This window comes from Panacagrimonas perspica (genome assembly GCF_004364935.1).
Classification (GTDB): Bacteria; Pseudomonadota; Gammaproteobacteria; order Nevskiales; family Nevskiaceae; genus Panacagrimonas; species Panacagrimonas perspica.
Map to the genome: position 1 here is coordinate 462,632 of NZ_SOBT01000008.1, position 22,428 is coordinate 485,059.

The window sequence follows — 22,428 nt, forward strand, 5'->3', positions numbered from 1 at the left end:
CGCCTTGCAGATCGCCCGATGCGTACGTCGCCTGATTTTCGCCGACGCAACCCGGGGTCCGCCCGCGGGCTTCCGTCCTCGCGCGGGGCGGCTACACTCGTCAACTTAAATTGGCTTTTTGCGTCCGCGTTCCATGCCCACGAGCGGTTCCTACGATTCGATCGACGAGGAAACGCCGCTGCCTGCCCAGGCGGCGCTGGAGCTGTCGCACGAGCGCATCGTGCCGCAGCCCTGCCTGCGGCTGTTCACGCACCGCATCAACACCTGGTTCCGTGGACGGCCCGACCGCCGCCCGATCGGCGCGGCCCGGCTGAGCTTCGACTACGCCGGCCACCGTCACGCCCCCTTGCCATCCCGGGCCCGGCGCGGCGCGGTGCTTGCCGAGGAGCCGTTCCGCAACGGCGCGGCCGAACTCGACGCGCTGGAACGCCTCGCCGAGCTGCACATGACGGATGCAGGCGAGGTCGAGGGCGTGTATTTCGATCGCGACCCGGTGTTGCGCTCCGGCGATTTCGTCCTCGAACGCGGCCGCGGCGTGCTGGCCACGCCCGATCACTGGCTGCACCTGCTGCCGCGGCTGTCCGGCTCGGGTTTCCGGCTGGAGTTCTCGCCGGACTTTCCGGTCGAGCTGCTCAAGGGCCCGGACCAGTGGCGCGTCGACGTGGCCAGCCGCGGCCATGGCAAGTGGTTCGAGCTGGGCTTGTCGCTGGACGTGGACGGCCACCGCATCGAGCTGTTGCCGATCCTGCGCCGGCTGTTCGCCGACAAGGCGTTTCCACGGGTGCCCGCGCCCAACGAGCCGCCCGATGCGGTGTGGCTGGCGCCGCTGGACGAGCGCCGTCATCTGCCGCTGCGGCTCGATCGCCTGCGCAGCCTGATGCGCGTGCTGGAATCGACGATCGCGTCGCAGGCCACCGGCGATCATCTGCGTCTCAAGCGCTCGCAGGCCGACCTGCTCGACGAATTCGAAACCATTCCCGACCTGCACTGGCACGGGCGCGAGCGCATCGCCGCCGAGCGTGACCGCCTTCAGGGCATCGCCAGCCGCGCCCGCAGCTCGCGCGAGCCGGCCGAAGGCTTCCAGGCCACGTTGCGCGGCTACCAGAAGGAAGGCCTGGCCTGGCTCGGGTTTCTCGGCGAGGCCGGCCTCGGCGGCGTGCTGGCTGACGACATGGGCCTGGGCAAGACGGTGCAGGTCCTGGCGCACATCTGGACCGAGCGCGTGGAGGGCCGGCTCAAGCGGCCGGTGCTGATCGTGGCGCCGACGACGCTGGTGGCGAACTGGCGCAACGAGACCCGTCGCTTCGCCCCGGAACTGAGCGTGCTGGTGCTGCATGGCCCCGACCGCGAGCGGCGCTTCGAGCACATCGACAGCCACCACATCGTCATCACCACGTATCCGTTGCTGTCGCGCGATCGCGTGGCGCTCAAGAAGCACCGCTTCGATCTGCTGGTGCTCGACGAATCGCAGTTCATCAAGAACACGCGCACGCAGGCGGCCAAGGTCGTGCGTGAGCTCAAGGCCGATCGCCGCCTCGCGATGACCGGCACGCCGCTGGAGAACCATCTGGGCGAGCTGTGGGCGCAGTTCGACGCCGTCGAGCCGGGCCTGCTGGGCGAGGAACGCGTGTTCGATCGCTTCTGGCGCGAGCCGATCGAGGAAGAGGGCAGCGTCGAAGTGCTGGGCAAGCTCAATCGGCGTGTGGCGCCGCTGATGCTGCGCCGGCGCAAGGAAGACGTGCTCAAGGATCTGCCGCCGAAGACCGAGATCCTGCGTTCGGTGGAACTCGAATCGGCACAGGCGCAGCTCTACGAGGTCCTGCGCCTGGCCCAGCATGCGCGCGTGCGCGAGGCGGTGGCCATGCAGGGGGCCGGGCAGTCCGGCATCGTCGTGCTCGACGCGTTGCTGCGCCTGCGCCAGGTCTGCTGCGATCCGCGGCTGCTCAAGCTCGAAGGGCTGGAGAAGGAGATCGCGGCCGCCCACTCGGCCAAGCTCGAGCGCCTGATGGAAATGCTCGACGGCCTGGTCGCGGCCAAGCGTCGCGTGCTGGTGTTCTCGCAGTTCACATCGATGCTGGATCTGATCCAGCAGGCGCTCACCGAGCGCGGCATCGGCCACCTGCTGCTGACGGGCCAGACGCGCGATCGCGCCGAGGTCGTCGCCCGGTTCCAGGAAGGCGATGCGCCAGTGTTCCTGATCAGCCTCAAGGCCGGTGGCGTGGGTCTGAACCTGACCGCCGCCGACACGGTGATCCACTACGACCCATGGTGGAATCCGGCCGCGGAAGACCAGGCCACCGACCGTGCCTACCGCATCGGGCAGGACAAGCCGGTGTTCGTCTACAAGCTGATCTGTTCGGGGACAGTCGAAGAACGCATCCGCGCGTTGCAGGCGCACAAGTCGGCGCTGGCGGACGCGGTGCTCGAAGGCGGCACCACGGCGAGCCTGCATTTCGACGAGGCGGAAATCGACGAGCTGTTCGCGCCCCTCTCCTCGTAGCCCGGGCGAAGCCCGGGGTTGCGTTCCGTCGACGAGGGGAGCCCCGGGCTACGAAACCGCGTCGTCCGACACGTACGGGTTGAACTGCCGCTCCTTGCCGAACGTGCTCATCGGCCCGTGACCCGGCACGAACTGGATGTCGTCGCCCAGCGGAAACAGCCGTTCGCGGATCGAGCGCACGAGGTCCGCGCGATTGCCGCGAGGAAAGTCGGTGCGGCCGATCGAGCCCTGGAACAGCACGTCGCCGACGAAGGCGAGCTGCGAGTCCGCGTGATGCAGCACCACGTGGCCCGGCGTGTGCCCCGGGCAGTGGATCACGTCGAAGCTCAGCGAACCCAGCGCCACCGCGTCGCCCTGATGCAGCCAGCGGTCCGGCGTGAAGGGGCGGGCCGGCGGAAAGCCGAACTGGCGGGCCTGCTCCGGAATCAGGTCGATCCAGAACTGGTCGTCCTCGTGCGGGCCTTCGATCGGCAGCTTCAGCGTCTCGGCCAGTTCCGCCACCGCGCTGGCGTGATCGAGATGACCGTGCGTCACCAGCAGTTTCTCCAGCGTGATGCCGTGATGCTTCACGCGTCCCAGCAGCCGCTCGATCTCGCCGCCCGCGTCCACCAGCGCGCCGCGCATCGTCTGCGTGTCCCACACCAGCGAGCAGTTCTGCTGGAACGGGGTCACCGGGATGATTTCGCAGCGCAGCGTGGAAGCCATGGGATCCGGCCGCGAGGCGGCCTGCAGGTCAGGAAGCGGAGCGCGATTGTATCGACCGCGATCGCGTCGACCCGGCGGCGCCGGTTCAGGCCGCCTCGGAGTGCACTCCCGGCGCGGCAGGCGGGATCGGAATGATCCGCTCGTCGCTGCGCGGCGCCTCGACGGGGGTTTCGAACAGCGGCTTCGGCGTGGCGCCGCCGAAATAGCCGAACAGCCGCGGCTGACGTGCGCTGTTGCCGGGCAGGGGGCGCAGGCCGGTCTTCAGCGGACTGTTCTGCGCTGCGCGCCATTCCTGTTCCATCGGCCACAGGTAGTGCGCGTTGAGCAGATGACCCCAGGCGCCGCGTCGCATGAAGCGTTCGCCACCGATGCGTTTTTCGCGAGGCCCCGGTCCGGGCGCCAGCACGCCGAGGCGCGCGACGGCGTCGAACTCGTTGCCGTAGCTCTCGATGTAGGGGAATCCGGCGCGGCGATCGATCGGCCCCATCAGGCTCGCGCAGTTGCCGAACGCGTAGATCTCCAGCTTGGCCAGTTCTTCGCGGGTGAGCTCGGGCTTCACCGAGCTGCCGGACTTGGCGCGTGCGGCCGCGGACTGCGCGCAGGGGAATCCCCAGCGCTGTGCCAGCGCGCGCGCGATGCGCTGCTCCGGGCAGCGCGCTTCGCCGTCGAGCAATTCGTCCGCGGTCGGCGGGTACAGGCCGCGCAGCAGCCACAGCAGCACGCTGGTGACCGCGCTGCCCTGTGAATGGGCAAGCAGCACCACGCGTTTGCACGCAGGCTGCTTGAGCGCGACGTAGATCGGTGCAAAGGCCATGCGGGCGGCCTCGCAGACGCCGTCCGAGCCCTTGCCGAACGCGCACTCGGCGAGATCCGACAACAGGCTGCAGGTCGAATCGTGCAGCAAGGTCAGCGGGCGGCCGAACAGGTCCGTGAGGTAGGACGCATTGAGCATCAGCACCTGGCGATCCGCGCAGATGCCGTTGATGAAGAACCAGGCCTGGTCCGGCGTCGGATCGGGAAAGGGGCGCGCGGGGCGGTAGCGATAGACCTTCGACGGCCGGAAGACCATGCGCACCGCCGGCTTGAGGCGGGGGCGCACGCGCGCCCAGGCCGGCAGTCGTCGCGGCAGGCCCGGAATTGCGAGGTGGGCCAGGGTCAGCGTCGACTTGAGCAGCGCGTCGGGCTGGATGAGCTGGAACTCGGTGGGAGGGCAGGTGCCCGGCGCACGCGATTCCGGGTCACCGAAAATCGAGCGCCCGAGCTGCAGGCCGGTCGACCGAACCGCCTGATATGCGTTCGCCGCCAGCCTGATCGATTCGGGAAGCATCGGGTTTTTATTCTCCTTGAGCAGCGGCGACGCAAGCATCGCGCCAGATGCACAGGCAAACTATGCGACTCGTTTTTCGACTGCCTCGTCGACAAGTCGTTCCGCAGTGGGCCTCGGTCCGCCGCCCGACCCGACCGCCGTGGCGCTCGTTTCGCGCTGGCGGTCCGCTCGATGCGCGTTCCGTCACGTGTTGCGGGCCACGATGCCGCACGCGGATTGCATGCGGATTTCATCGGCGGACCGGAGACGATCATCGTCGAGCCGCTGCACCCGTTGCGCGCATTTCCTTATTCGTTTCTCCAATCGGTCCTTCGCTTCATGCTCAGCTTTACCCAGTTGACCCTGCGCCGCGGCGCCCGCGTGCTGATCCAGGACGCCACCTTGCAGATCCACGCCGGCCAGCGCGTCGGCCTGGTTGGTCGCAATGGCACCGGCAAGTCCAGCCTCTTTTCGCTGATGCAGTACCAGCTCGCGCCGGACAAGGGCGAGTTCACGCGGCCGCGCAACTGGGAGGTCGCCACGGTCGCGCAGGAGACGCCGGCGTTGCCGGTTCAGGCGCTCGAATTCGCGCTCGACGGTGACACCGAGCTGCGCAGGCTCGAAGCGGCGCTGGTCAAGGCCGAGGAGGCGCACGACGGCGACAAGATCGGCAATCTCCACGAGCGCCTGTACCAGATCGACGGCTACACGGCGCGCTCGCGCGCCGCGACGCTGCTCGCGGGCCTGGGCTTCACGCAGGACATGCAGTCGCGCACCGTCGCAGAGTTCTCCGGCGGCTGGCGCATGCGCCTGAACCTGGCGCGCGCGCTGATGTGCCGCTCCGACCTGATGCTGCTCGACGAGCCGACCAACCATCTCGACCTCGACGCCGTGCTGTGGGTGCAGGACTGGCTGGCCTCGTACCAGGGCACGCTGGTGCTGATCTCGCACGACCGCGAGTTCCTCGACGCGGTGTGCACGAACACGCTGCACCTGCACGGCGAGAAGCTCACGCTGTACCCGGGCAACTATTCGGCCTTCGAGCGCGTTCGCGCTGAGCGCCTGTCGCAGCAGGCGTCGCTGCGCTCTTCGCAGGAACGCGAGATCGCGCACCTGCAGAAGTTCGTCGACCGCTTCAAGGCGCAGGCCACCAAGGCGCGCCAGGCGCAGTCGCGCATGAAGATGATCGAGCGCATCCAGCTGGTCGCGCCGGTGATCGCCGATAACGAGTTCACGTTCGAATTCCGCAAGCCGCTCAAGCTGCCGTCGCCGCTGGTGCGCTTCAACAAGGTGGCCGTGGGTTACAACGGCAAGCCGCAGCTGACGAACATCAACCTGGGCATCGAGCCCGGCGAGCGCATCGGCCTGCTCGGCCCCAACGGCGCCGGCAAGTCCACGTTCGTGAAGCTCATCGCGGGCAAGCTCGAGGCGCTGTCCGGCAACATGGTCGCGCACCCGGATCTCGTGGTCGGCTACTTCGACCAGCACCAGCTCGAACAGCTCGATCCCAAGGCCTCGCCGATCCTGCACCTGCGGCGCATGGACCCGAAGGCCAAGGACCAGGAGCTGCGCGACTACCTGGGCAGCTTCAACTTCAAGGGCGACCGTGCGTTCGAGGCCATCGAGCCGTTCTCGGGCGGCGAAAAGGCGCGCCTGGCGCTGGCGCTGGTGGTGTACCCGAAGCCCAACCTGCTGCTGCTCGACGAACCGACGAACCATCTCGACCTGGACATGCGTCAGGCGCTCGAGATGGCGCTGAACGACTACGAGGGCGCGGTGGTGCTGGTCACGCACGATCGCCATCTCGTCTCCAGCGTCTGCGACCGCCTGTGGCGTGTGGCGGATCACGCGGTGCAGATGTTCGACGGCGATCTGGAGGACTACGCGCGCTGGCTCAGCGAGCGCGCCCGCGGTCGTGCGACGGCGGCGACGCCGATGCCCGAGCCGGAGCCGGTCGTGCCGGAGAAGAAGGTCGAGGTCGCCAAGCCGGTGGCGGCGGTCTCGCGCGAGGAGGTCAAGCGGCTGCGCGACATCGTCCGCAAGAGCGAATCGCGCCAGTCGCGCATCGAGGACCTGCTCAAGCGGCTCGAGCAGAAGCTGGCCGATCCGGGCTTGTACGAGAAGAGCGGCGGCGCGGCGGAGGCCGCCAAGCTGATGAAGGAACAGGCCGAGCTGCGCGACGAACTGGCCAAGGTCGAGGAGACCTGGCTCGAAGCCTCGGGCCAGCTCGAAGGGCAGGGCGCCTAACGAGCGGAAAAAAGCGGGGCGGCCGGCCCTCATCCGGGGACGGCCCGTTACCCGCGAGGGTGGGGTGTGCGCCCCTGGCAAGGGTTCTCCCCAATGCAAGATGACGGCTGCGTTTCCTAGTCTCGGCCACAGGTCACATTCCAATAAGACCCGACCCGGGGAGAACAGACGCATGCGCACATTCACTCAGCGACTGCAGTCGCGAACCTTGCTGCTTGCCGCGACCGTGCTGGGTCTTGCGTTGTCCGGTTCGCCCGCGAACGCGGCCGAAGGCGGTCTGTCCAACTTCCCGTACGGCGCGCAGACCAGCTATGCCGCTTTCGTACCGGCGCCCGGAACCACCTCTTTCTTCGGCTACGCGCTCTACATCGACGGCAAGAGCCTCCGCGACAACGACGGCGACAAGATTCCGGGTGTCAGCATCGAGGCCGTGGCGCTGGCGCCGCGCCTGGTCCACACCTGGAACTCGACATTCCACGGCTGGAAGATGACCAGCGGCGCGGTCATCGAGGGCCTGTACGTGAAGGTCGAGGTGCCTGGCCTGGAGGACAAGGACACCGGCCCGACGTTGCTTGGCTTCGAGCCCCTGTATCTGAGCAAGACCTTCGGTGCGTTCACATTCTTTCACGGCTCGCTGATCTACCTGCCGATCGGCAGCGCGGACAAGAATCAGCTTGCCAACAGCAACCTCAACTACAAGTCCCTCGCCTACCAGGGCTCGATGAGCTGGAATCCGAACGCACGCGTCGACGTTTCGCTGAACGCGGCGATCGAGTTCAAGGACGACAACGAGGAGACCGAGTACCAGTCTGGACCGCAGGCCAGCCTGACGTTCGGAGCGGGCTACAAGCCGTTTGCCAGCAACCTGAGCTGGGATCTCGGCATCAGTGGCTTCTATACCGACGGCCTGGCCGACGACAAGATCGACGGCGAGAAGGTGCCGGGGGGCGGTCGCACGAAGAAGTTCGGCATCGGCCCCAAGATCGTCTATCTGTTCAGCCCCGGGGCCGCCATCGTGGCGCAGTACCACCGCGAGATGGAGACCGAGAACGCGGCGCAGGGCGACCTGTTCTGGCTGGAGTGCGTGTTCCCCTTGTGACGACCGCGTAGCCCGGGTGCAACCCGGGATTTCGCCCGTCCACGGACGGAGATCCCGGGTTGCACGCGGGCTACGGTTGGCGCGGGCTCGTCACCTTCCGGCGCCCAATCCGACGCCGGAACGCAAACGCGTCCAAAATGCGCGGCCCCGGCTTCCCGTGACCCGCTGCTGACGATGTCTTCCGCTTCTGAAATGCCCGCTGGACCCATGTTCCGTGACCTCGAACTGCCAGAGACGCTGCTGCGCGTGCTCGAGGAAGTCGGTTACGAGACCCCGTCGCCCATCCAGGCGCAGACCATTCCCCCGTTGCTTCAGGGCCGTGACGTCCTCGGCCAGGCCCAGACCGGCACCGGCAAGACCGCGGCCTTCGCCCTGCCCGCACTGGCACGCACCGACCTGTTCCACGCGGTACCGCAGACCCTGGTGCTGGCGCCGACGCGCGAGCTGGCGATCCAGGTCGCCGAGGCATTCCAGAAGTACGCCACCCACCTGGCCGGCTTCCGCGTGCTGCCGATCTACGGCGGCCAGAGTTACGAGCCGCAGCTGAAGGGCCTGCGCCGGGGTGTCCACGCCGTCGTCGGCACGCCCGGCCGCGTCGTCGATCACGTCAAGCGGGGCACGCTCAAGCTCGACCAGATCAAGATGCTGGTGCTCGACGAAGCCGACGAGATGCTGCGCATGGGCTTCATCGAGGACGTGGAGTGGGTGCTCGAGCAGATGCCGCCCGAGCGCCAGATCGCGCTGTTCTCGGCCACGATGCCCTCGGTCATCAAGCGCGTGGCGCAGACGCACCTGCGCAATCCGGCCGAGATCCACGTCAAGGCCAAGACGACCACCGCGACCAACATCCGCCAGCGCTACTGGATGGCCGCCGGCGCCGGCAAGCTCGAAGGCCTGACGCGCATTCTCGAGGCCGAGACCTTCGACGGCATGCTGATCTTCACGCGCACGAAGATCGCCACCACCGAACTCGCCGACAAGCTCGAAGCCCGCGGCTTCAACGTCGCCGCGCTCAACGGCGACCTCGACCAGAAGCAGCGCGAGCGCACCATCCAGCGTCTCAAGGACGGCACGCTCGACATCATCGTGGCCACCGACGTGGCCGCGCGCGGGCTCGACGTGGAACGCATCAGCCACGTCGTCAACTACGACATCCCGACCGACACCGAGTCCTACGTGCATCGCATCGGCCGCACCGGCCGTGCGGGCCGCAGCGGCGAGGCGATCCTGTTCATCGCCCCGCGCGAGCAGCACCTGCTGCGTGCCATCGAGCGCGCCACGCGCCAGACCATCACGCAGATGCAGCTGCCGAGCGAGCAGGCGGTGCAGAGCAAGCGCGTCGAGCGCTTCCGCCAGAGCATCCTCGACGTGCTCGGCGACGACACGGCGAACGCGGAACTCGCGCGCGCGCAGCAGCTGATCGAAGACATGGAGCGCGAACAGTCGGTGCCGGTGGCGCGCATCGCCGCGGCGCTGGCCAAGCTCGCCGCGGGCCAGAAATCGCTGGTCATTCCGGAAGCCACCGTGAAGGGTTTCGTTCCGCCGACGACGTCCAAGGCCGAACGTTTCGAGGCCGCGCAGGCGGCGCGCGAAAGCCGCACGCTGCCGCCGTCGGCCTCGTCCGCGCGGCGCGAGCGCGAACAGCGTGAGCGCAACGCCGAGCGCAACGCGGTGGAAGTGCCCAAGGCGCCGCCGCCGAAGCAGTTCTTCGTGCCGCCTGTTGCGGCCGCGACCGAGGTGCCGAAGCCCGCGCCGATCCCGTCGCCGCATCCGATCCGCGAGCGTCTCAAGCGGCGCGAAGCGGGTGACGAGGACACCGCGACCGAGACCTATCGCGTCGAAGTCGGCGAGCAGCACGGCATCAAGCCGGGCAACCTCGTCGGCGCCATCGCCAACGAGGCGGGCCTGGACGGCGCCAACATCGGCAAGATCGTCATCAATGCCGATCACAGCCTCGTGGATCTGCCGGTCGGCATGCCCAAGAAGATCTTCCGCGACCTGCAGAAAGTCTGGGTCGCCGGGCAGCAGCTCAGGATTTCCCGCGTCGAAGGCGGGCCCGCGAGACCGGGCGGCAAGCCGCCGCACAAGGGTCCTCGCCGGGACTAGTGGATGAGGCCTCGGCGAGAGCCGGGGCTTCTTCCGGGAGCCTTCCAGGAACTCCCGCGGCGCGTTCTTCCGCCTGGATGTCGCCGCCACAGCCTTGTGGCGGCGCGTATCGACAGACGCCTCAGAACGACGAGCCGGGCTGCTCCAGGAACGCCCGTTCCTCGTCCGTCGAAACGCGCTCCAGAATCGCATTGCGATGCGGGAAGCGGCCGAACCGATCGACGACGCGCCGATGGTCCACGGCGAATTGTCCGTACAGCTCGAACAGGTCGCGCAAGGCGTCCGGCGCAGCTTGTGTGAGCGATTCGTAGACGGCGACCGATCGGGCCTGGTCGGCGCGGTCCTCGGAATGCTCGAGCGGCAGGTAGAAGAACACGCGTTCGAGCAGTCCCAGCTCCTGGTCGATTCCGGCCGCAAGGCCTTCGACGCACAGCCGGCGCGCGAGCGCGTCCTGCGCGAAGGCTCCGGGGGTTCCGCGGTGGATGTTCCGCGAGAACTGGTCGACGACGATGATCAGCGCGAGCCGGCCGCGCGGCGTGTCACACCAGGCGTCGAGGTCGCCGCGAAGCGCCTGTGCGTGCAGATCGCCGAAGCGCTGCCGGATGAGGCCATCGGTTTCGCGATTGCCGCCCCACCAGAGCGCTTCCTTGGCCTGGGCGGTTGCGGCGATATTGCGGTTGCCGTCACCACCGAACCAGAAGCCCAGGACGGATTCGATGTCGTTCGAGTTTGGATCCATGCGAAGCACGGTGCCACGGTCGACCCGATGCCGCCATGAACCGAATCAGGCGGCCGCCTTCGTGACCGATGCCACCAGACGCGCGATCGCCTCGGCCTGGGCCGGAGAGGCGTTGACCGCCTCGGCCTTGCCGTCGCGCAGGTCGCCGAGGAACTCGCTCTTCCCGACATTGATGCGGACTTGGGCATCGAAGCCGGTGAACGAGACCGACGCGGCTTCCGGATAGAACACGTCCGCTGTCATCCACAGCGTCCGGTTGGTGCGGCGATCGAACACGCGGAACCAGGCGCCCACCGGCATGCCGGCGCGCCAGTCCACGAGATGGTCGGCGGGGCCGGCTGCGGACTTTTCCTGCGGCTTGGTCGGTGCGCCCGCGCTGCGGCCTCGCGGCGCGAAGGTTTCCAGGTCCAGGCGCTGCATCACCAGGGCTTCGCTCGACAGGCCATCGCGCAGCAACGTACATGCGCGCAGCACGAGGTTCGGCGGCACGGCCATCACCCGCATCTCGCCGGAGACATCGTCCAGGATGGTATCGACCAGCGCCGGCTCCACGTGGCCGGTCAACCAGCGGCACTCGCCGAACAGGCGCTGCAGCAGTTCCTTCGAGCGCGTCCACTCCGGCGTACCGACGCCGAAGCGCAGGCTCAGCGCCGAGACCAGGGGAATCCAGACTTCGGTCAGGAACGGGGCGAGGCCTACCGGCAGCTCGTAGCCCGATCCGGCCGCCTTGACCTGCTCGTGCGCCGCCGCCTTGGCGGAAGCCATGCGCGCGGAGGTGTCGGTCTTCGGCGAGCGTTGCGAACTCAGGAAGCCCTGCAGTTCGGACTGCGCCAGCGGTGCGACGCTGGCGGGAGGACGGTACTGCTGCTGCAGGCCGCGCAACGCGGTTTCGGCCGCCGCGAGCCGCGCGCTGCGGGCGGGAGCGGGTTCGGCCGCCAGCGATTCGAGGCCCGAGATCAGCGTTCGCGCCGGGTGCTTCGCGTCGGAGAAGAAGCTCGAATCGGACAGCGCGATCTGGACGATCGGCAGGATCAGCCGCCGCAGCGCGTCCATTTCCTCGCGCGGCCAGCGGCTGCCGGTTTCATCGATGAGCTGGCTGACCAGGGTCAGGCGCTGGGGGGCGCCTGCCGTGAAGGTGGCCTGTGTCTCGGGCGCCGCCTGCCAGGAATTGCTCGGCAATCCCCACTGGCTCAGCGAGTTCACCAGCGTGCTGGGAACGGAGTACGACGGCGGCGCGGCGCCCGCACCTCCGCCGCCGCCCCCCGAACCGAAAACGGCGCTTTCGGTGCGACGCGCCGGCACGGCCTTGTCGGTGAAACCTTCGGCCTCGAGCTTCGTGTTCAGGCTTTCGAAGTAGGCGTTGGCGTCCGCCATCAGCTGCCGTTCGAACAGCTTGAACAGGATCGGGCGGATTTCCGGACCGAGTTCGAGCGCCTGGAGCGCGGCGTTGAAGGCGGCGACCAGCGCCTTGGGCCGCAGTCCCTCGAGTTTTGCGCGGATGTCGGAATTCGCGGGGATGTGGGCCACGCGCAGGCCGTACTCCCACAGCATCTGCTGGGCGAGATTGTCGACGCGACCGGCCGTGTTGCCGGCCGTGATCTCCTGCTGGACATCGTCGTCGGCGCGCAGCGACAGCGTCAGTTCACCACTCGGCGCGGTGATGACCGCTGCCGGAGCGGGCGCCGGGATGCCGCCCGGTCGCAGCGCCTGGTCGAAGCCGCGCGCCAGCGCAGGGCCCGACTTGCGCAGCACGCGCATGGCGTCGAAGCAGCCGCGCCGCTCTTCGTCCGACATCTTGCGGCCGGACAACTCGAACAGCGTGTCGTCGGCCGAATCGAGCATCCGCCGCAACATGGACTGCGCGGCCTGCAGTCCCCATTCCGCGGCGGCGGAACCTGCCGCCGGAGGCTGGTGGCCGGAGTCTTGATTCATGACGTGGGAAAAAGGGCGGCGGGATTCACGGGCAATCCGTTCTCAAGCGGCGTGCCAGGACGGCGCAGTCCGGCCCGCCGCCGATCGGCTTTCAGCCCATCGCAAGCATCGCGCCGGCCAGCCCACGCCACAGGCACAGCAGGCCCGCGACGATCAGCACGAGGAAGGTCAGGATCGTCCCGAGAAAGCGACCGATGAAGAACTGCGTGGAGAAGCTCAGCGCGTAGCCGTGCAGCAGGCGCGCGATGAACAGCGTCATGCCCAGCGCGTGCAGCACCCAGATCGACGAGGCGCCACCGATCTCGATCAGGGCGATCAGCAGCAGGGCCAGGGGTACGTATTCGGAAAAATTGCCGTGGCCGCGGATGCGGCGCTGCATCTCGGCGTCACCGCCGTCACCCAGGCTGATCTTGCCGTCCCGGCGGCGCACGATCACGCGCATGCTCAACACGACGAACAGCAAGGCCAGCAGGCCGGCGTACAGCGGCGTGACGATCATGGGGAACTCGGTGAGCGCAGTTCCTGCAGGCTATGACGTTGGTGGTCCCTTCTCAACCGCAGAAGGTCGGATTTGGACGTATTTCGCCGCTCTTCGCCACGCAGTGGCCGTGGCGAATTCCGCCGATCATCGTGGCGACGGCGTGATCCCATCCACGTAGAACCAGGCGCCCGATTCCCGCACGAAGCGGCTGCGCTCGTGCAGGCGAACCGCCGAGCCGCCGCCCACGCGGTAGCGGGCGACGAACTCTACGTGAGCAAGATCGGGCCCGTCGTTCTGCGCGGCCTTCACGGACAGGCCGAGCCAGCGCGTCCCGGGTTCGAACTCGACGGCCGGCGGTCGCGTCGACCGATGCCATGTCGTCAGCAGATAGGACTCCAGTTCCATCGCGAACGCCGTGTAGCGGGACCGCATCAGGGACTCGGCGGTAGGTGCAGGCGCGCCCGCATGCCAGGGCTGGCAGCACTCCGCGTAGCTGTGGCCCAGCCCGCAGGGACATCCGTTCACGACAGCGCCTCGCCGCAGGCGTGTGCGGAGGCCCAGGCCCACTGGAAGTTGTATCCGCCGAGCCAGCCTGTCACGTCGAGCACTTCGCCGATGAAATGCAGGCCCGGCATGCGTTTGGACTCGAAGCTGCTGGAGGACACCTCGCGCGTGTCGACGCCACCCAACGTGACTTCGGCGGTGCGGTAGCCCTCGGTGCCGCTGGGCGTCACCGGCCAGGCGTGAAGGCGACCGGCGATGTCACGCAGCTCCTGGGGCCGGAACTGGCGCATCGGACGGCTCGGTGCGAGCAGCTCGCAGAATCGCTGCGCGAAACGCTTGGGCAGAACGTCGGAGAGCACCGTGCGCAACTCGGCGGCGGGCTGCTCGCGCTGACGTTCGAGCAGCCAGTCCTGGGCGTCGGTTTGTGGCATCAGGTCGAGATTCAGGGCGACGTCGCGGCCGGGCTGCCAGAAGTTGGAGATCTGTAACAGCGCAGGGCCGGACAAGCCCCGATGCGTCAGCAGCATCGCGTTGCGGAATCGCGCGTCGCCGCAGGACGCTTCCACCTCGAGGCTCAGCCCCGAAAGGTCCTGCCACTGCTCCAGCGGCCGGCCGGAAAGGGTCAGGGGGACCAGCCCGGCGCGCGTGGGCTCGATGCGATGCCCGAACTGGCGGGCCAGCTCGTAGCCGTACCCGCTGCCGCCGAGACTGGGAATCGACAGACCACCGGTGGCCACCACCAGCTTGCGCGCGCGCATCGGGCCCAGCGACGTGCGCAGCGCGAACACAGCGCTCGCGGCATCGTGGTCGACGCGCTGCACCTCGCAGTCCGTGTGGATCTCGACGCCGGCCTGCGCGCACTCGTCGAGCAGCATGCGCAGGATCTGCTTGGAGGAGTCGTCGCAGAACAGTTGTCCGAGTTCCTTCTCGTGCCAGGCGATGCGGTGGCGGTCGACCATCGCGATGAAATCCTCGGGCTGGTAGCGGGCCAGCGCGGATTTGCAGAAATGCGGGTTGGCCGACAGAAAATTCTCCGGTGTGGTCCCGGCATTCGTGAAATTGCAGCGGCCGCCGCCGGACATCAGGATCTTCTTGCCCGGCTTGTTGGCGCCTTCCACGACGCGCACCCGCAGTCCGCGGGCGCCGGCCGTGAGCGCGCAGAACAGGCCTGCGGCGCCGGCGCCGAGAATCAAAACATCGCTGTCGTGTTCCTTCATGCGGACATTCTGACCGAGCGGGGCGGGCGGCCGCCTCGGGGGAGCCTGCCTTCAGAATCCCTCAACGCAAAGGCGCAAAGACCGCAAAGGAAAATCATGAGCGATCGGACTTCGCTTTTCTTGGCGTCGTTCGCGCCTTTGCGTTGAAAGCTTTTCGAGTACGTTCAATCCGGCAAAGCGCGCCAGACGCTTGGAAAGGCCAGCGCTCTCTCCGATACTTCGGTCGTTCACACCCGCACTTCTACCGCCATGCCCTCATTCGACGTCGTCAGCCAGGTGGACAAGCACGAGCTGACCAACGCGGTGGACACCGCCATCCGCGATATCGTCAATCGCTTCGACCTGCGCGGCACCAGCGCGAAGATCGAGCGCGAGGAGTTCGTGCTCACCCTGCACGCCGACACCGAGTTCCAGCTCGACCAGTTGATGGAGGTGCTGCGCAAGCGCATGGCCGGTCGCCACATCGATCTGCGCAGCCTCGACATTGGCGACGTGCTGACCAATCTCTCCGGCGCGCGCCGCACGGTGACGGTCAAGCAGGGCATCGAGCAGGCGCAGGCCAAGAAGATCATCGCGAAGATCAAGGAGGCCAAGTTCAAGGTCGACACCTCGATCACCGGCGACAAGCTGCGCGTCACCGGCAAGAAGCGCGACGACCTGCAGGACGTGATCGCGTTCCTCAAGAAGGCGGACGTCGAGCTTCCGCTGCAGTTCGAGAATTTCAGAGACTGAACCGCGACGAGCGCGACGCCATGAATGCTCCGCGGCCGCCGAAGATCGGCCTTGCGCTCGGCAGCGGTTCCGCCCGCGGCTGGGCGCACATCGGCATCATCCAGGGCCTGCAGGACATCGGTGTGCGGCCGGACGTCGTCGCGGGCACCTCGGTCGGCGCGCTGGTGGGTGCGGTGTACGTCTCGGGTCAGCTCGAGGCCTTCACCGACTGGGTGCTCAAGCTCACGCCGCGCGACGTCTTCGGCCTGATGGATCTGAGCTTCTCCGGCGGCATGGTCAAGGGCCGCCGGCTGTTCGGATTCTTCGAGGAGAAGCATCTGAATCCGAACATCGAGGACATCGAGCAGCGCTATGTCAGCGTTGCCACCGAGATGAGCAGCGGCCGCGAGATCTGGATCACGCGCGGGCCGATCATCTCCGCGGCACGTGCGTCCTGCGCGATTCCCGGGCTGTTCTCGCCGGTCAAGCATGACGAGCGCTGGATGCTCGACGGCGGACTGGTGAATCCGGTGCCGGTGTCGGCCTGCCGCGCGATGGGCGCCGACGTCGTCATCGCGGTGAATCTCAATGCGCAGCTCGTCGGCCGTCACCTGTCACGGGCCGGCCAGGAAGAAGTGGTGCGCGAGGCCAGCACGCGCCAGGAGCGCAATCTCTGGCAGCGCATGATCGCCTCGCTGTCGAGCAGTGACGATGATCATCCCAGCGTGTTCGACGTCGTCGCCGCCAGCGTCAACATCCTGCAGGACCGACTGACGCGCAGTCGCATGGCCGGTGATCCGCCGGAGATCACGCTGTTGCCGGTGCTGTCGGATTTCGCGCTGATGGATTTTCATCGCGCGAAGGAATGCATCGACGAAGGGCGCCGCCTGGTGCAGGAGAACGCCGCGACCTTGCGCGCGTGGGCAGGACTTCCTCGCGCCGATGCCGTGGCGCCGAAGGACGCAAAGGACGTGAAGGACAGCGAAGCCCCTCGGCTGGAACGCGACGAAAAGACCTGAGTCACCGGTAATCGACGCGTCGCCGAGTCGGTTCGTCTCGACGAAGCAAGCGCTTGCGCACGCTGCTGGCACGCCATTCGTGTCGCATCACTCGATGAGCAGGAATCCTCGAAGGCGCGCTGACGCGTGAATGGCCCGAGAAAAAAGCGCGCCCTGCTTTTTGCAAAATCGAATCGAGAATCGTGCGAAATGCCTTGAATTAGTCATCTTTTCGCTCGTTTCTTATCATCGACCCAGCACCGGAAACGTGGCCACTTCGTTGCCGGAAATTTAAAACGCGGATGTCGCCGACGGCGGCATCCGCGAACCAGTCGGAGATCAGCGATGAGAAACGGGGCGCGGGCAACGTACGCAGGGGTCAAGCACTTTTTCAGCTTTGGTGGCACCAACAAGCGCGTCGACAAGGGCAATGCGGTGCTGCATGGAAACCAGTCGGCGGCCAAGAAGGCGGAAGTGATCTCGCAACTGTTCCTGGCGATGGCCATCCGCAGCTCTCCGATCGGACTGGCCGGTAACACGCTGAGTTCGATCAAGGCCGGACGGCGCAAGTACAAGGAGCTGAAGAACATGCTCCCGCAGCTCACGCAGACCTTGACCGCTCTGGGTGTGTCGCCGGGCGGCGTCCAGCAGATCCTGCAAGCGATCCGCGGCGGCTCGGCGCTCAACCTCAGCAACCACGACGAGCAGATCATTGCAGGTGATTTCGACACGCTGGCGAATGCCGCGGTTGCGCAGGGTGTGTCGCCGGATGTGATCCGGAGCATCCTCGTCGACGTCCGCCACGAGTTGGGCACCGGCACGATCGCGTTCTAGCTGTCGGCGGCCCATCTGCGCACGAATGCGCGGATGGGTCGGGCGGCGCGCCCTACAGCAGGCTCGACAGCAGCGTCGCGATTCCGAGAAACGAGAAGAACCCGGCGATATCGGTCACCGTGGTAAGGATGATCGACGAACTCTGCGCGGGGTCCTGACCCAGCCGCGTCAGCATCATCGGAACGACGGCTCCGGCGAAGCCCGCCGCGACCATCGCCAGCACCATCGACGCGCAGATCACCAGCACCAGGCCGAACGAGCCGCTCCAGACCCAGACGCCGAGCCCGCAGGTGACGGCCACCGCGATGCCGTTGAGCAGGCCGACACCGACTTCCTTCGAAGTCACGGAGAACCACTGGCGTGCCGTGACTTCGCGCAGCGCAAGGCCGCGCATCGTCACTGCCAGGGCTTGAGCGCCGGCGTTGCCCGACTGGCCCGCGACCACCGGCAACAGCACCGCGAGCGCCGTGAACTTGGCGATCGTGCTCTCGAAGAGTCCGACGACGGCCGCCGCCGCGAACGCGGTGACGAGATTGATCTGCAGCCAGGGCAGGCGCTTGCGCACCGCGAACCACGGACTCGACAGCGCGCGCTCCTGCGGACTGACGCCGACCATCGCGCCGATGTCCGCCGCCGCTTCCTGCTGTAGCGCCTGCACCAGGCTGCCGTGCTGGATCAGGCCGATCAGGCGGCCATCGAGATCGATCACCGGCAGATCGGTCAGGCGATGCTTCTCGACGGTCTGGATCACCTCGTCGCGCGGATCCATCGCGTTCACGGCGGCGGGAACCGGCTGCGCGAGGTCGTGCAGCGAGGTGTCTGGCGCCGCCATGGCCAGCTCCTGGATCGGCACTTGCCCGCGCAGGCGGTTGTCGGCATCGACGACGAACAAGGTGCGCGGTGCGCGCCCCTGCGCGTCGCGCAGCGACGCCAGCGCAGCGGCCGCCAGCATGTCCGGCCGGAACGTGCGCACGCGCGTGTCCATCAAGCTGCCGGCGGTGTTCTCCGGGTAGGTCATCAGCTCGCGCAACTGCGTGCGCAGGTCGGGATCCAGGGTCTCGAGCAGGCGGTCGCGATCCTCGTCGTTCATCGCGCCGAGGAAGCGCACGGCTTCTGTCGGCAGCAGGCCCGACAGGATGTTGCGCGCCTGCGTCTGCGCCATGTGGGCCAGCAGCGCAGCACCACGATCGGCGCCCAGGCTGGGCCAGGCAGGCACCAGCACCGGCGCCGACTGCGTGGCGATCTCCTCGACCGCTTCGTCGAGCGGCAACGCTTCGAGCTTGCGTGCGGCCGAGCCCGGGTGATCGCGCAGGTAGCGGCGATTGAGCTTCTCGACGACCTGCGCGAGTTCAGCGTTCATCGCGCGATCCGGTCGTCGTGGTCGACAGCCCGCGGCCGATCAACAGCCGCAGCAGGTCGGAACCCGTGTGCAGGTAGGCCGTGAACAGGTGCGCGAGCAGCGATTCGGGCTGCGAGTTGCCCGGCTGCGGCAGCACCGAGTTCAGCGCGCGACGCAGGCCCGCGCGCGACAGGCCACCGAGCAGGTTCCCGTCGGGCGCCGTCACCGGCAGCATCGCCCAGTGATCCCATTCGTCGAGATCCTTGATGTCGTCGACGTCGGCCGCGTCGGACAGCGGACGCAGGCTGCGATCGGTCAGCCGCGACAGCGGCGTGTCGGGCGCGGCGTGGACCAGCGCGCCGAGCGTCACGGTGCCGCCGTAGGCCTGCGCGGATCGCAGCACGAACACGGCGCAGTCCTCGTGCTTGGCGCGCTGTCGCAGCACGTGCAGTGCTTCGGCCACGGTCCGGTGCGCGGGCATCGTGGGAACGTCGTACTCGAGCCACGCGCCCACGGTGTCGAGGGTGTAGGCCAGCGAGCGGCGGAAGTGCTGCACGAGCCGCGGCGGCAGTTCGGCGAGGATCGCGCGGCGCGGCTCGGGTGCGCAGACGCGCAGGATCGTCACGCACCCACGGCTGCCGACGGCTTCCAGGAAAGCCGCGGCTTGCTTGGGTTCGAGCAGGGCGAGGCGTCGCGCGGCCGAGCCGGCCGACATCTCGTCGAGCACCGGCGACGCTTGCGACGGATCCAGCTCCGCCAGGAACAGCGCGGCCTGTTCGGAAGGCAGTTCTTCGAGCGCCCGCGCAACCGATTCCGGTTCGCTCTCGGCGAACGCGGTGGCGAGGACCAGGCCCTCAGCCATCGTCGCGCTCCGCGGTGACCAGCAGGCTCACCTGCTCGGAGAACATGCGCGCCGGAATGAAGGCGCGGCCATCGTCGGTCTCGAGTACGACGTTGGTCGGCGTGATCTCGATGATCTCGCCCTCGACGTCGCCGACGCGCACCCGCACGCCGGGCTGCAACTGCCGGCGCAGGTAGTGCGTGCCGATCAGGTTGGCCACCAGTCCGCGTGCGCCCAGGCCGAACGCCAGCGAGAACGCGAGCAGCACCGAACCCAGCGCAACGGCGATCACCAGCGTGACGAAGCTGACGTTCACGCCGATCTGGTGCACGCCGATGATCACGGCGGTGAGGAACGTCGCGGTCTGCGCGAGGCGCGCCACGAGTTCGCGCTGCTCGACCTGGGCCGAGGCCAGCGCCTCGAGCAGCAGGTCCCGCACCAGCAGGCCGATCAGGTGGCCGGACACGATGATGATCACGCCGAACAGCAGCGTGGGCAGGTAGCGCAGCACGTTGCGCAGCCACTCGGTGACGGCGTCCATGCCCGCCATGTCGGTGGCGAAGCTCAGGAACAGCAGCAGGATGATCCAGAACGTGGCCGTGCCGATCAGGCGCAGCATCGTCGGCGACAGGCGCAATCGCGCGGCGCGTTCGGCCCGCAGCATGCGGTCCAGCCCGCGGTTGATGCGCGAGCCCAGGCCGCGGATCAGCGCGCGCACGCCGCTGGCGACGAGCCAGCCCAGCAGCACGAGCAGCACGGCGCCGAGCAGGTTCGGCACGTGATCGACCAGCCAGGCGGCGAACGCGGCGCTGCGCTGGTGCAGCACATCGAGTGCGGCGTTGATCAGGTCCATGTGCAGGAGCTCGTGGCGGCGGTGTGCGAGCGGTCGATCATCCGTGGGAGCGGGCCGTGGTTCAGGGTCATGAAGCTGCGACCCGAGAGTAGCGAAGAATGTCGTGCGCGGTCAGCGCACCCGTAGCCCGGACGAAGTCCGGGAAGCCGCGCTCGAATCAACGCCATCCCGGACTTCGTCCGGGCTACGAGTGTGTATCGACGCTAGTGCGCGAACCCGCACCCCAGATGAACCCGCCAGGTCACGCGGCGCGAAGACGGGCCCACGCGGCGGCGCCGCGCCCGGCGCGCACGCCGCTCGCGAAGCACGCGGTCAACAGATATCCGCCGGTCGGCGCCTCCCAGTCGAGCATCTCGCCGGCGCAGAACACGCCGGGTCGCGCACGGAGCATCAGGTTTTCATCCAGGCCTTCGAGCCGGACGCCGCCGGCGCTGCTGATGGCTTCGGCCAACGGGCGCGTCCGCAGCAGGCGCAACGGCAGGTGCTTGATGCGGGCGGCCAGACGCGCCGGATCGGCGCGCTCCTCGAGCGTCGCGACCTCGAACAACAGACCCGCTCGCACGCCCTCGAGCTTCGCGGCACGACGCAGATGCTCGCCGATGGAGCGCTTGCCGCGCGGCCGCGCCAGCGCATTTGCCAGATCGGCCTGGGCTCTGTCGGGAAGCAGATCCAGCACGATGTCGGCATGCCCGTCCTGCGCGATGCGGTCTCGCAGATCGGCCGACGCGGCGTACACGAGGCTGCCTTCTACGCCCTGCGAGGTCACGATGAACTCGCCCTGGCGTTCCTGTGTCCGGCCCTGCGCATCCAGCCACTGCAGGCGAACCGGTTTCACCGGCGCACCCGCGAAGCGTTCCTTGAAGGGCGCCGACCAGTCGAGTTCGAAACCGCCGTTGGCCGGCGCCAGCGGCGACACGTCAGCACCCGCCAGCGCGAGCCACGTCGTCCAGTTGCCGTCCGAACCGAGCTGTGGCCAGGAGCCGCCGCCGAGCGCGAGCACGACGGTGTCGAACTGCGCCGCGTGCGCGCCCCACTGCGTGCCCAAATGAACGCGCAAGCCATCGTTCGGTGTGAACTCGATGCGCTGCAGCGACTGGTGCATGCGAAAGCTGACGCCCTGCGAACGAAGGCGACGGACCCAGCCGCGCAGCAGCGGCGCCGCTTTCAGGTCCGATGGAAACACGCGGCCCGACGTGCCGACGAAGGTCTCGACGCCGAGTCCGAGCGCCCAGGCGCGTAGCGCGTCCGCATCGAAGTCGCGAAGCCAGGCCTCGACCTCGGGCTGCCGCTCGCGATAGCGCGAGACGAAATCGGCGAAGGCCTCGCCGTGTGTGAGGTTCAGGCCACCCTTGCCGGCGAGCAGGAATTTCCGGCCAACGGAGCCCATGCGGTCGTAGAGATCGACCTGGCAGCCGGCGGCCCGTGCGATTTCCGCGGCCATCAGGCCGGCGGGGCCGCCGCCGACGACGGCGACGCGAGGAGAAGGGACGTTCATCCGCAATTGTACGAGCGGGGATGGGGCGGGCCGGCAACGGCACGGCCGAAATGCGCTGACACGATGTGTCGAAAACTGGAACTAGGGCTGAAACGGTCGGGGCGTAGCCTGATTTCCATCGAAGGACGCCTCCTTCGCCCCGATACAGGAGTCTCGCCATGAAAACCTTCAAGTCCTTCGCTCTGTCTGCCTGCACTGCCGCGTCCACACTGATGTTCGTCGCCCTGTCGACGCCGACGCAGGCCTGGGCGATCCAGCGCAACGGTCCTGTCTTCAACGGTCCTGTCCTCAACGGGCCGATCGTCCAGGGCCCCGTCGTCCAGGGTCCGGTGCTCCAGGGTCCGGTCATTCAGGGCCCGGTCCTGCAAGGGCCGATCGTTCAGGGTCCGTTGCTGCAGGGCCCGACGGCCAGGGGCGCACACCTGGGCAAGTTCGTCGCCGTGACCTTGCCGGGCGGCGAGAGGATCCCGGTGCACTGATCGTCGCCCCTTCCGATTTCCCCGCTTCTCCTCCTCAGGCCC

The 22,428-nt window shown here is 67.9% G+C and carries 19 protein-coding genes; 8 read left to right on the top strand and 11 right to left on the bottom strand.

Features of this window, described 5'->3' with window-relative positions:
* The first annotated feature begins 133 nt into the window (after positions 1-133).
* Entirely contained in the window at positions 134-2,500 is a 2,367-nt protein-coding gene (locus DFR24_RS02100; protein WP_133879694.1) for a DEAD/DEAH box helicase, read from the top strand.
* Positions 2,501-2,548: 48 nt separating this feature from the next.
* Here the strand turns inward: DFR24_RS02100 and DFR24_RS02105 are convergent, their stop codons facing one another.
* Together DFR24_RS02105 and DFR24_RS02110 are read right to left on the bottom strand one after the other, a co-directional pair.
* On the bottom strand, positions 2,549-3,205 hold the full coding sequence (locus DFR24_RS02105; protein ID WP_133879695.1) for an MBL fold metallo-hydrolase: 657 nt from the start codon (positions 3,203-3,205) through the stop codon (positions 2,549-2,551).
* 85 nt (positions 3,206-3,290) lie between these two features.
* The gene (locus DFR24_RS02110; RefSeq protein ID WP_133879696.1) at positions 3,291-4,532 is read right to left on the bottom strand and encodes a hypothetical protein; all 1,242 of its coding nucleotides are present in this window, start codon (positions 4,530-4,532) and stop codon (positions 3,291-3,293) included.
* 171 nt (positions 4,533-4,703) lie between these two features.
* Here DFR24_RS02110 and DFR24_RS02115 point away from each other — a divergent pair, with 171 nt between their 5' ends.
* From DFR24_RS02115 to DFR24_RS02125, 3 genes are all read left to right on the top strand, one after another.
* Entirely contained in the window at positions 4,704-6,758 is a 2,055-nt protein-coding gene (locus DFR24_RS02115) for an ATP-binding cassette domain-containing protein (protein ID WP_246051484.1), read from the top strand.
* Positions 6,759-6,930: 172 nt separating this feature from the next.
* On the top strand, positions 6,931-7,857 hold the full coding sequence (locus DFR24_RS02120; protein ID WP_162850988.1) for a SphA family protein: 927 nt from the start codon (positions 6,931-6,933) through the stop codon (positions 7,855-7,857).
* Positions 7,858-8,049: 192 nt separating this feature from the next.
* Positions 8,050-9,963 carry a DEAD/DEAH box helicase gene (locus DFR24_RS02125; RefSeq protein ID WP_133879698.1) on the top strand — a complete coding sequence of 638 codons (1,914 nt, stop codon included), beginning with the start codon at positions 8,050-8,052 and terminating at the stop codon, positions 9,961-9,963.
* 121 nt (positions 9,964-10,084) lie between these two features.
* Here DFR24_RS02125 and DFR24_RS02130 read toward each other — a convergent pair whose 3' ends face one another.
* The 5 genes from DFR24_RS02130 to DFR24_RS02150 form a co-directional block, all read right to left on the bottom strand.
* Entirely contained in the window at positions 10,085-10,702 is a 618-nt protein-coding gene (locus DFR24_RS02130) for a DUF924 family protein (RefSeq protein WP_133879699.1), read from the bottom strand.
* 45 nt (positions 10,703-10,747) lie between these two features.
* A complete protein-coding gene (locus DFR24_RS02135; protein ID WP_133879700.1) occupies positions 10,748-12,634 on the bottom strand; it encodes a DUF1631 family protein in 1,887 nt (628 codons plus the stop codon).
* 91 nt (positions 12,635-12,725) lie between these two features.
* On the bottom strand, positions 12,726-13,133 hold the full coding sequence (locus DFR24_RS02140) for an MAPEG family protein (RefSeq protein WP_133879701.1): 408 nt from the start codon (positions 13,131-13,133) through the stop codon (positions 12,726-12,728).
* A gap of 126 nt (positions 13,134-13,259) precedes the next feature.
* The gene (locus tag DFR24_RS02145; protein ID WP_246051485.1) at positions 13,260-13,640 is read right to left on the bottom strand and encodes a YchJ family protein; all 381 of its coding nucleotides are present in this window, start codon (positions 13,638-13,640) and stop codon (positions 13,260-13,262) included.
* Positions 13,637-14,836 carry a BaiN/RdsA family NAD(P)/FAD-dependent oxidoreductase gene (locus tag DFR24_RS02150; RefSeq protein WP_133879702.1) on the bottom strand — a complete coding sequence of 400 codons (1,200 nt, stop codon included), beginning with the start codon at positions 14,834-14,836 and terminating at the stop codon, positions 13,637-13,639. The genes DFR24_RS02145 and DFR24_RS02150 overlap by 4 nt, the downstream gene beginning before the upstream one ends.
* A gap of 249 nt (positions 14,837-15,085) precedes the next feature.
* On the opposite strand from DFR24_RS02150, the gene DFR24_RS02155 reads away from it, so the two are divergent.
* The 3 genes from DFR24_RS02155 (at position 15,086) to DFR24_RS02165 (ending at position 17,379) form a co-directional block, all read left to right on the top strand.
* Positions 15,086-15,568, top strand: a complete 483-nt coding sequence (locus tag DFR24_RS02155) for a YajQ family cyclic di-GMP-binding protein (protein ID WP_133879703.1) — start codon at positions 15,086-15,088, stop codon at positions 15,566-15,568.
* A 20-nt stretch (positions 15,569-15,588) separates the two neighbouring features.
* Positions 15,589-16,566, top strand: coding sequence for a patatin-like phospholipase RssA (rssA, locus tag DFR24_RS02160; RefSeq protein ID WP_133879704.1), 978 nt, complete (start codon positions 15,589-15,591; stop codon positions 16,564-16,566).
* A gap of 324 nt (positions 16,567-16,890) precedes the next feature.
* Positions 16,891-17,379 carry a hypothetical protein gene (locus tag DFR24_RS02165; protein WP_133879705.1) on the top strand — a complete coding sequence of 163 codons (489 nt, stop codon included), beginning with the start codon at positions 16,891-16,893 and terminating at the stop codon, positions 17,377-17,379.
* Between the two features lie 52 nt (positions 17,380-17,431).
* On the opposite strand, the gene DFR24_RS02170 is transcribed toward DFR24_RS02165, so the two are convergent.
* The 4 genes from DFR24_RS02170 to DFR24_RS02185 all read right to left on the bottom strand — a co-directional run bounded on the left by DFR24_RS02170 (position 17,432) and on the right by DFR24_RS02185 (position 21,907).
* Positions 17,432-18,739 carry a magnesium transporter gene (locus DFR24_RS02170; protein ID WP_133879706.1) on the bottom strand — a complete coding sequence of 436 codons (1,308 nt, stop codon included), beginning with the start codon at positions 18,737-18,739 and terminating at the stop codon, positions 17,432-17,434.
* The gene (locus DFR24_RS02175) at positions 18,729-19,580 is read right to left on the bottom strand and encodes a magnesium transporter MgtE N-terminal domain-containing protein (protein WP_133879707.1); all 852 of its coding nucleotides are present in this window, start codon (positions 19,578-19,580) and stop codon (positions 18,729-18,731) included. Before DFR24_RS02175 ends, DFR24_RS02170 begins: the two co-directional genes overlap by 11 nt.
* Positions 19,573-20,412, bottom strand: coding sequence for a mechanosensitive ion channel family protein (locus DFR24_RS02180; protein ID WP_133879708.1), 840 nt, complete (start codon positions 20,410-20,412; stop codon positions 19,573-19,575). Before DFR24_RS02180 ends, DFR24_RS02175 begins: the two co-directional genes overlap by 8 nt.
* A gap of 241 nt (positions 20,413-20,653) precedes the next feature.
* Positions 20,654-21,907: a TIGR03862 family flavoprotein gene (locus DFR24_RS02185; protein WP_133879709.1), complete on the bottom strand. Its 1,254-nt coding sequence runs from the start codon at positions 21,905-21,907 to the stop codon at positions 20,654-20,656.
* 158 nt (positions 21,908-22,065) lie between these two features.
* Between DFR24_RS02185 and DFR24_RS02190 the strand changes: the two genes are divergently transcribed.
* Positions 22,066-22,386 (top strand): hypothetical protein, encoded by a 321-nt coding sequence (locus DFR24_RS02190; RefSeq protein ID WP_133879710.1) that lies wholly within the window; start codon positions 22,066-22,068, stop codon positions 22,384-22,386.
* Positions 22,387-22,428 lie beyond the last annotated feature (42 nt).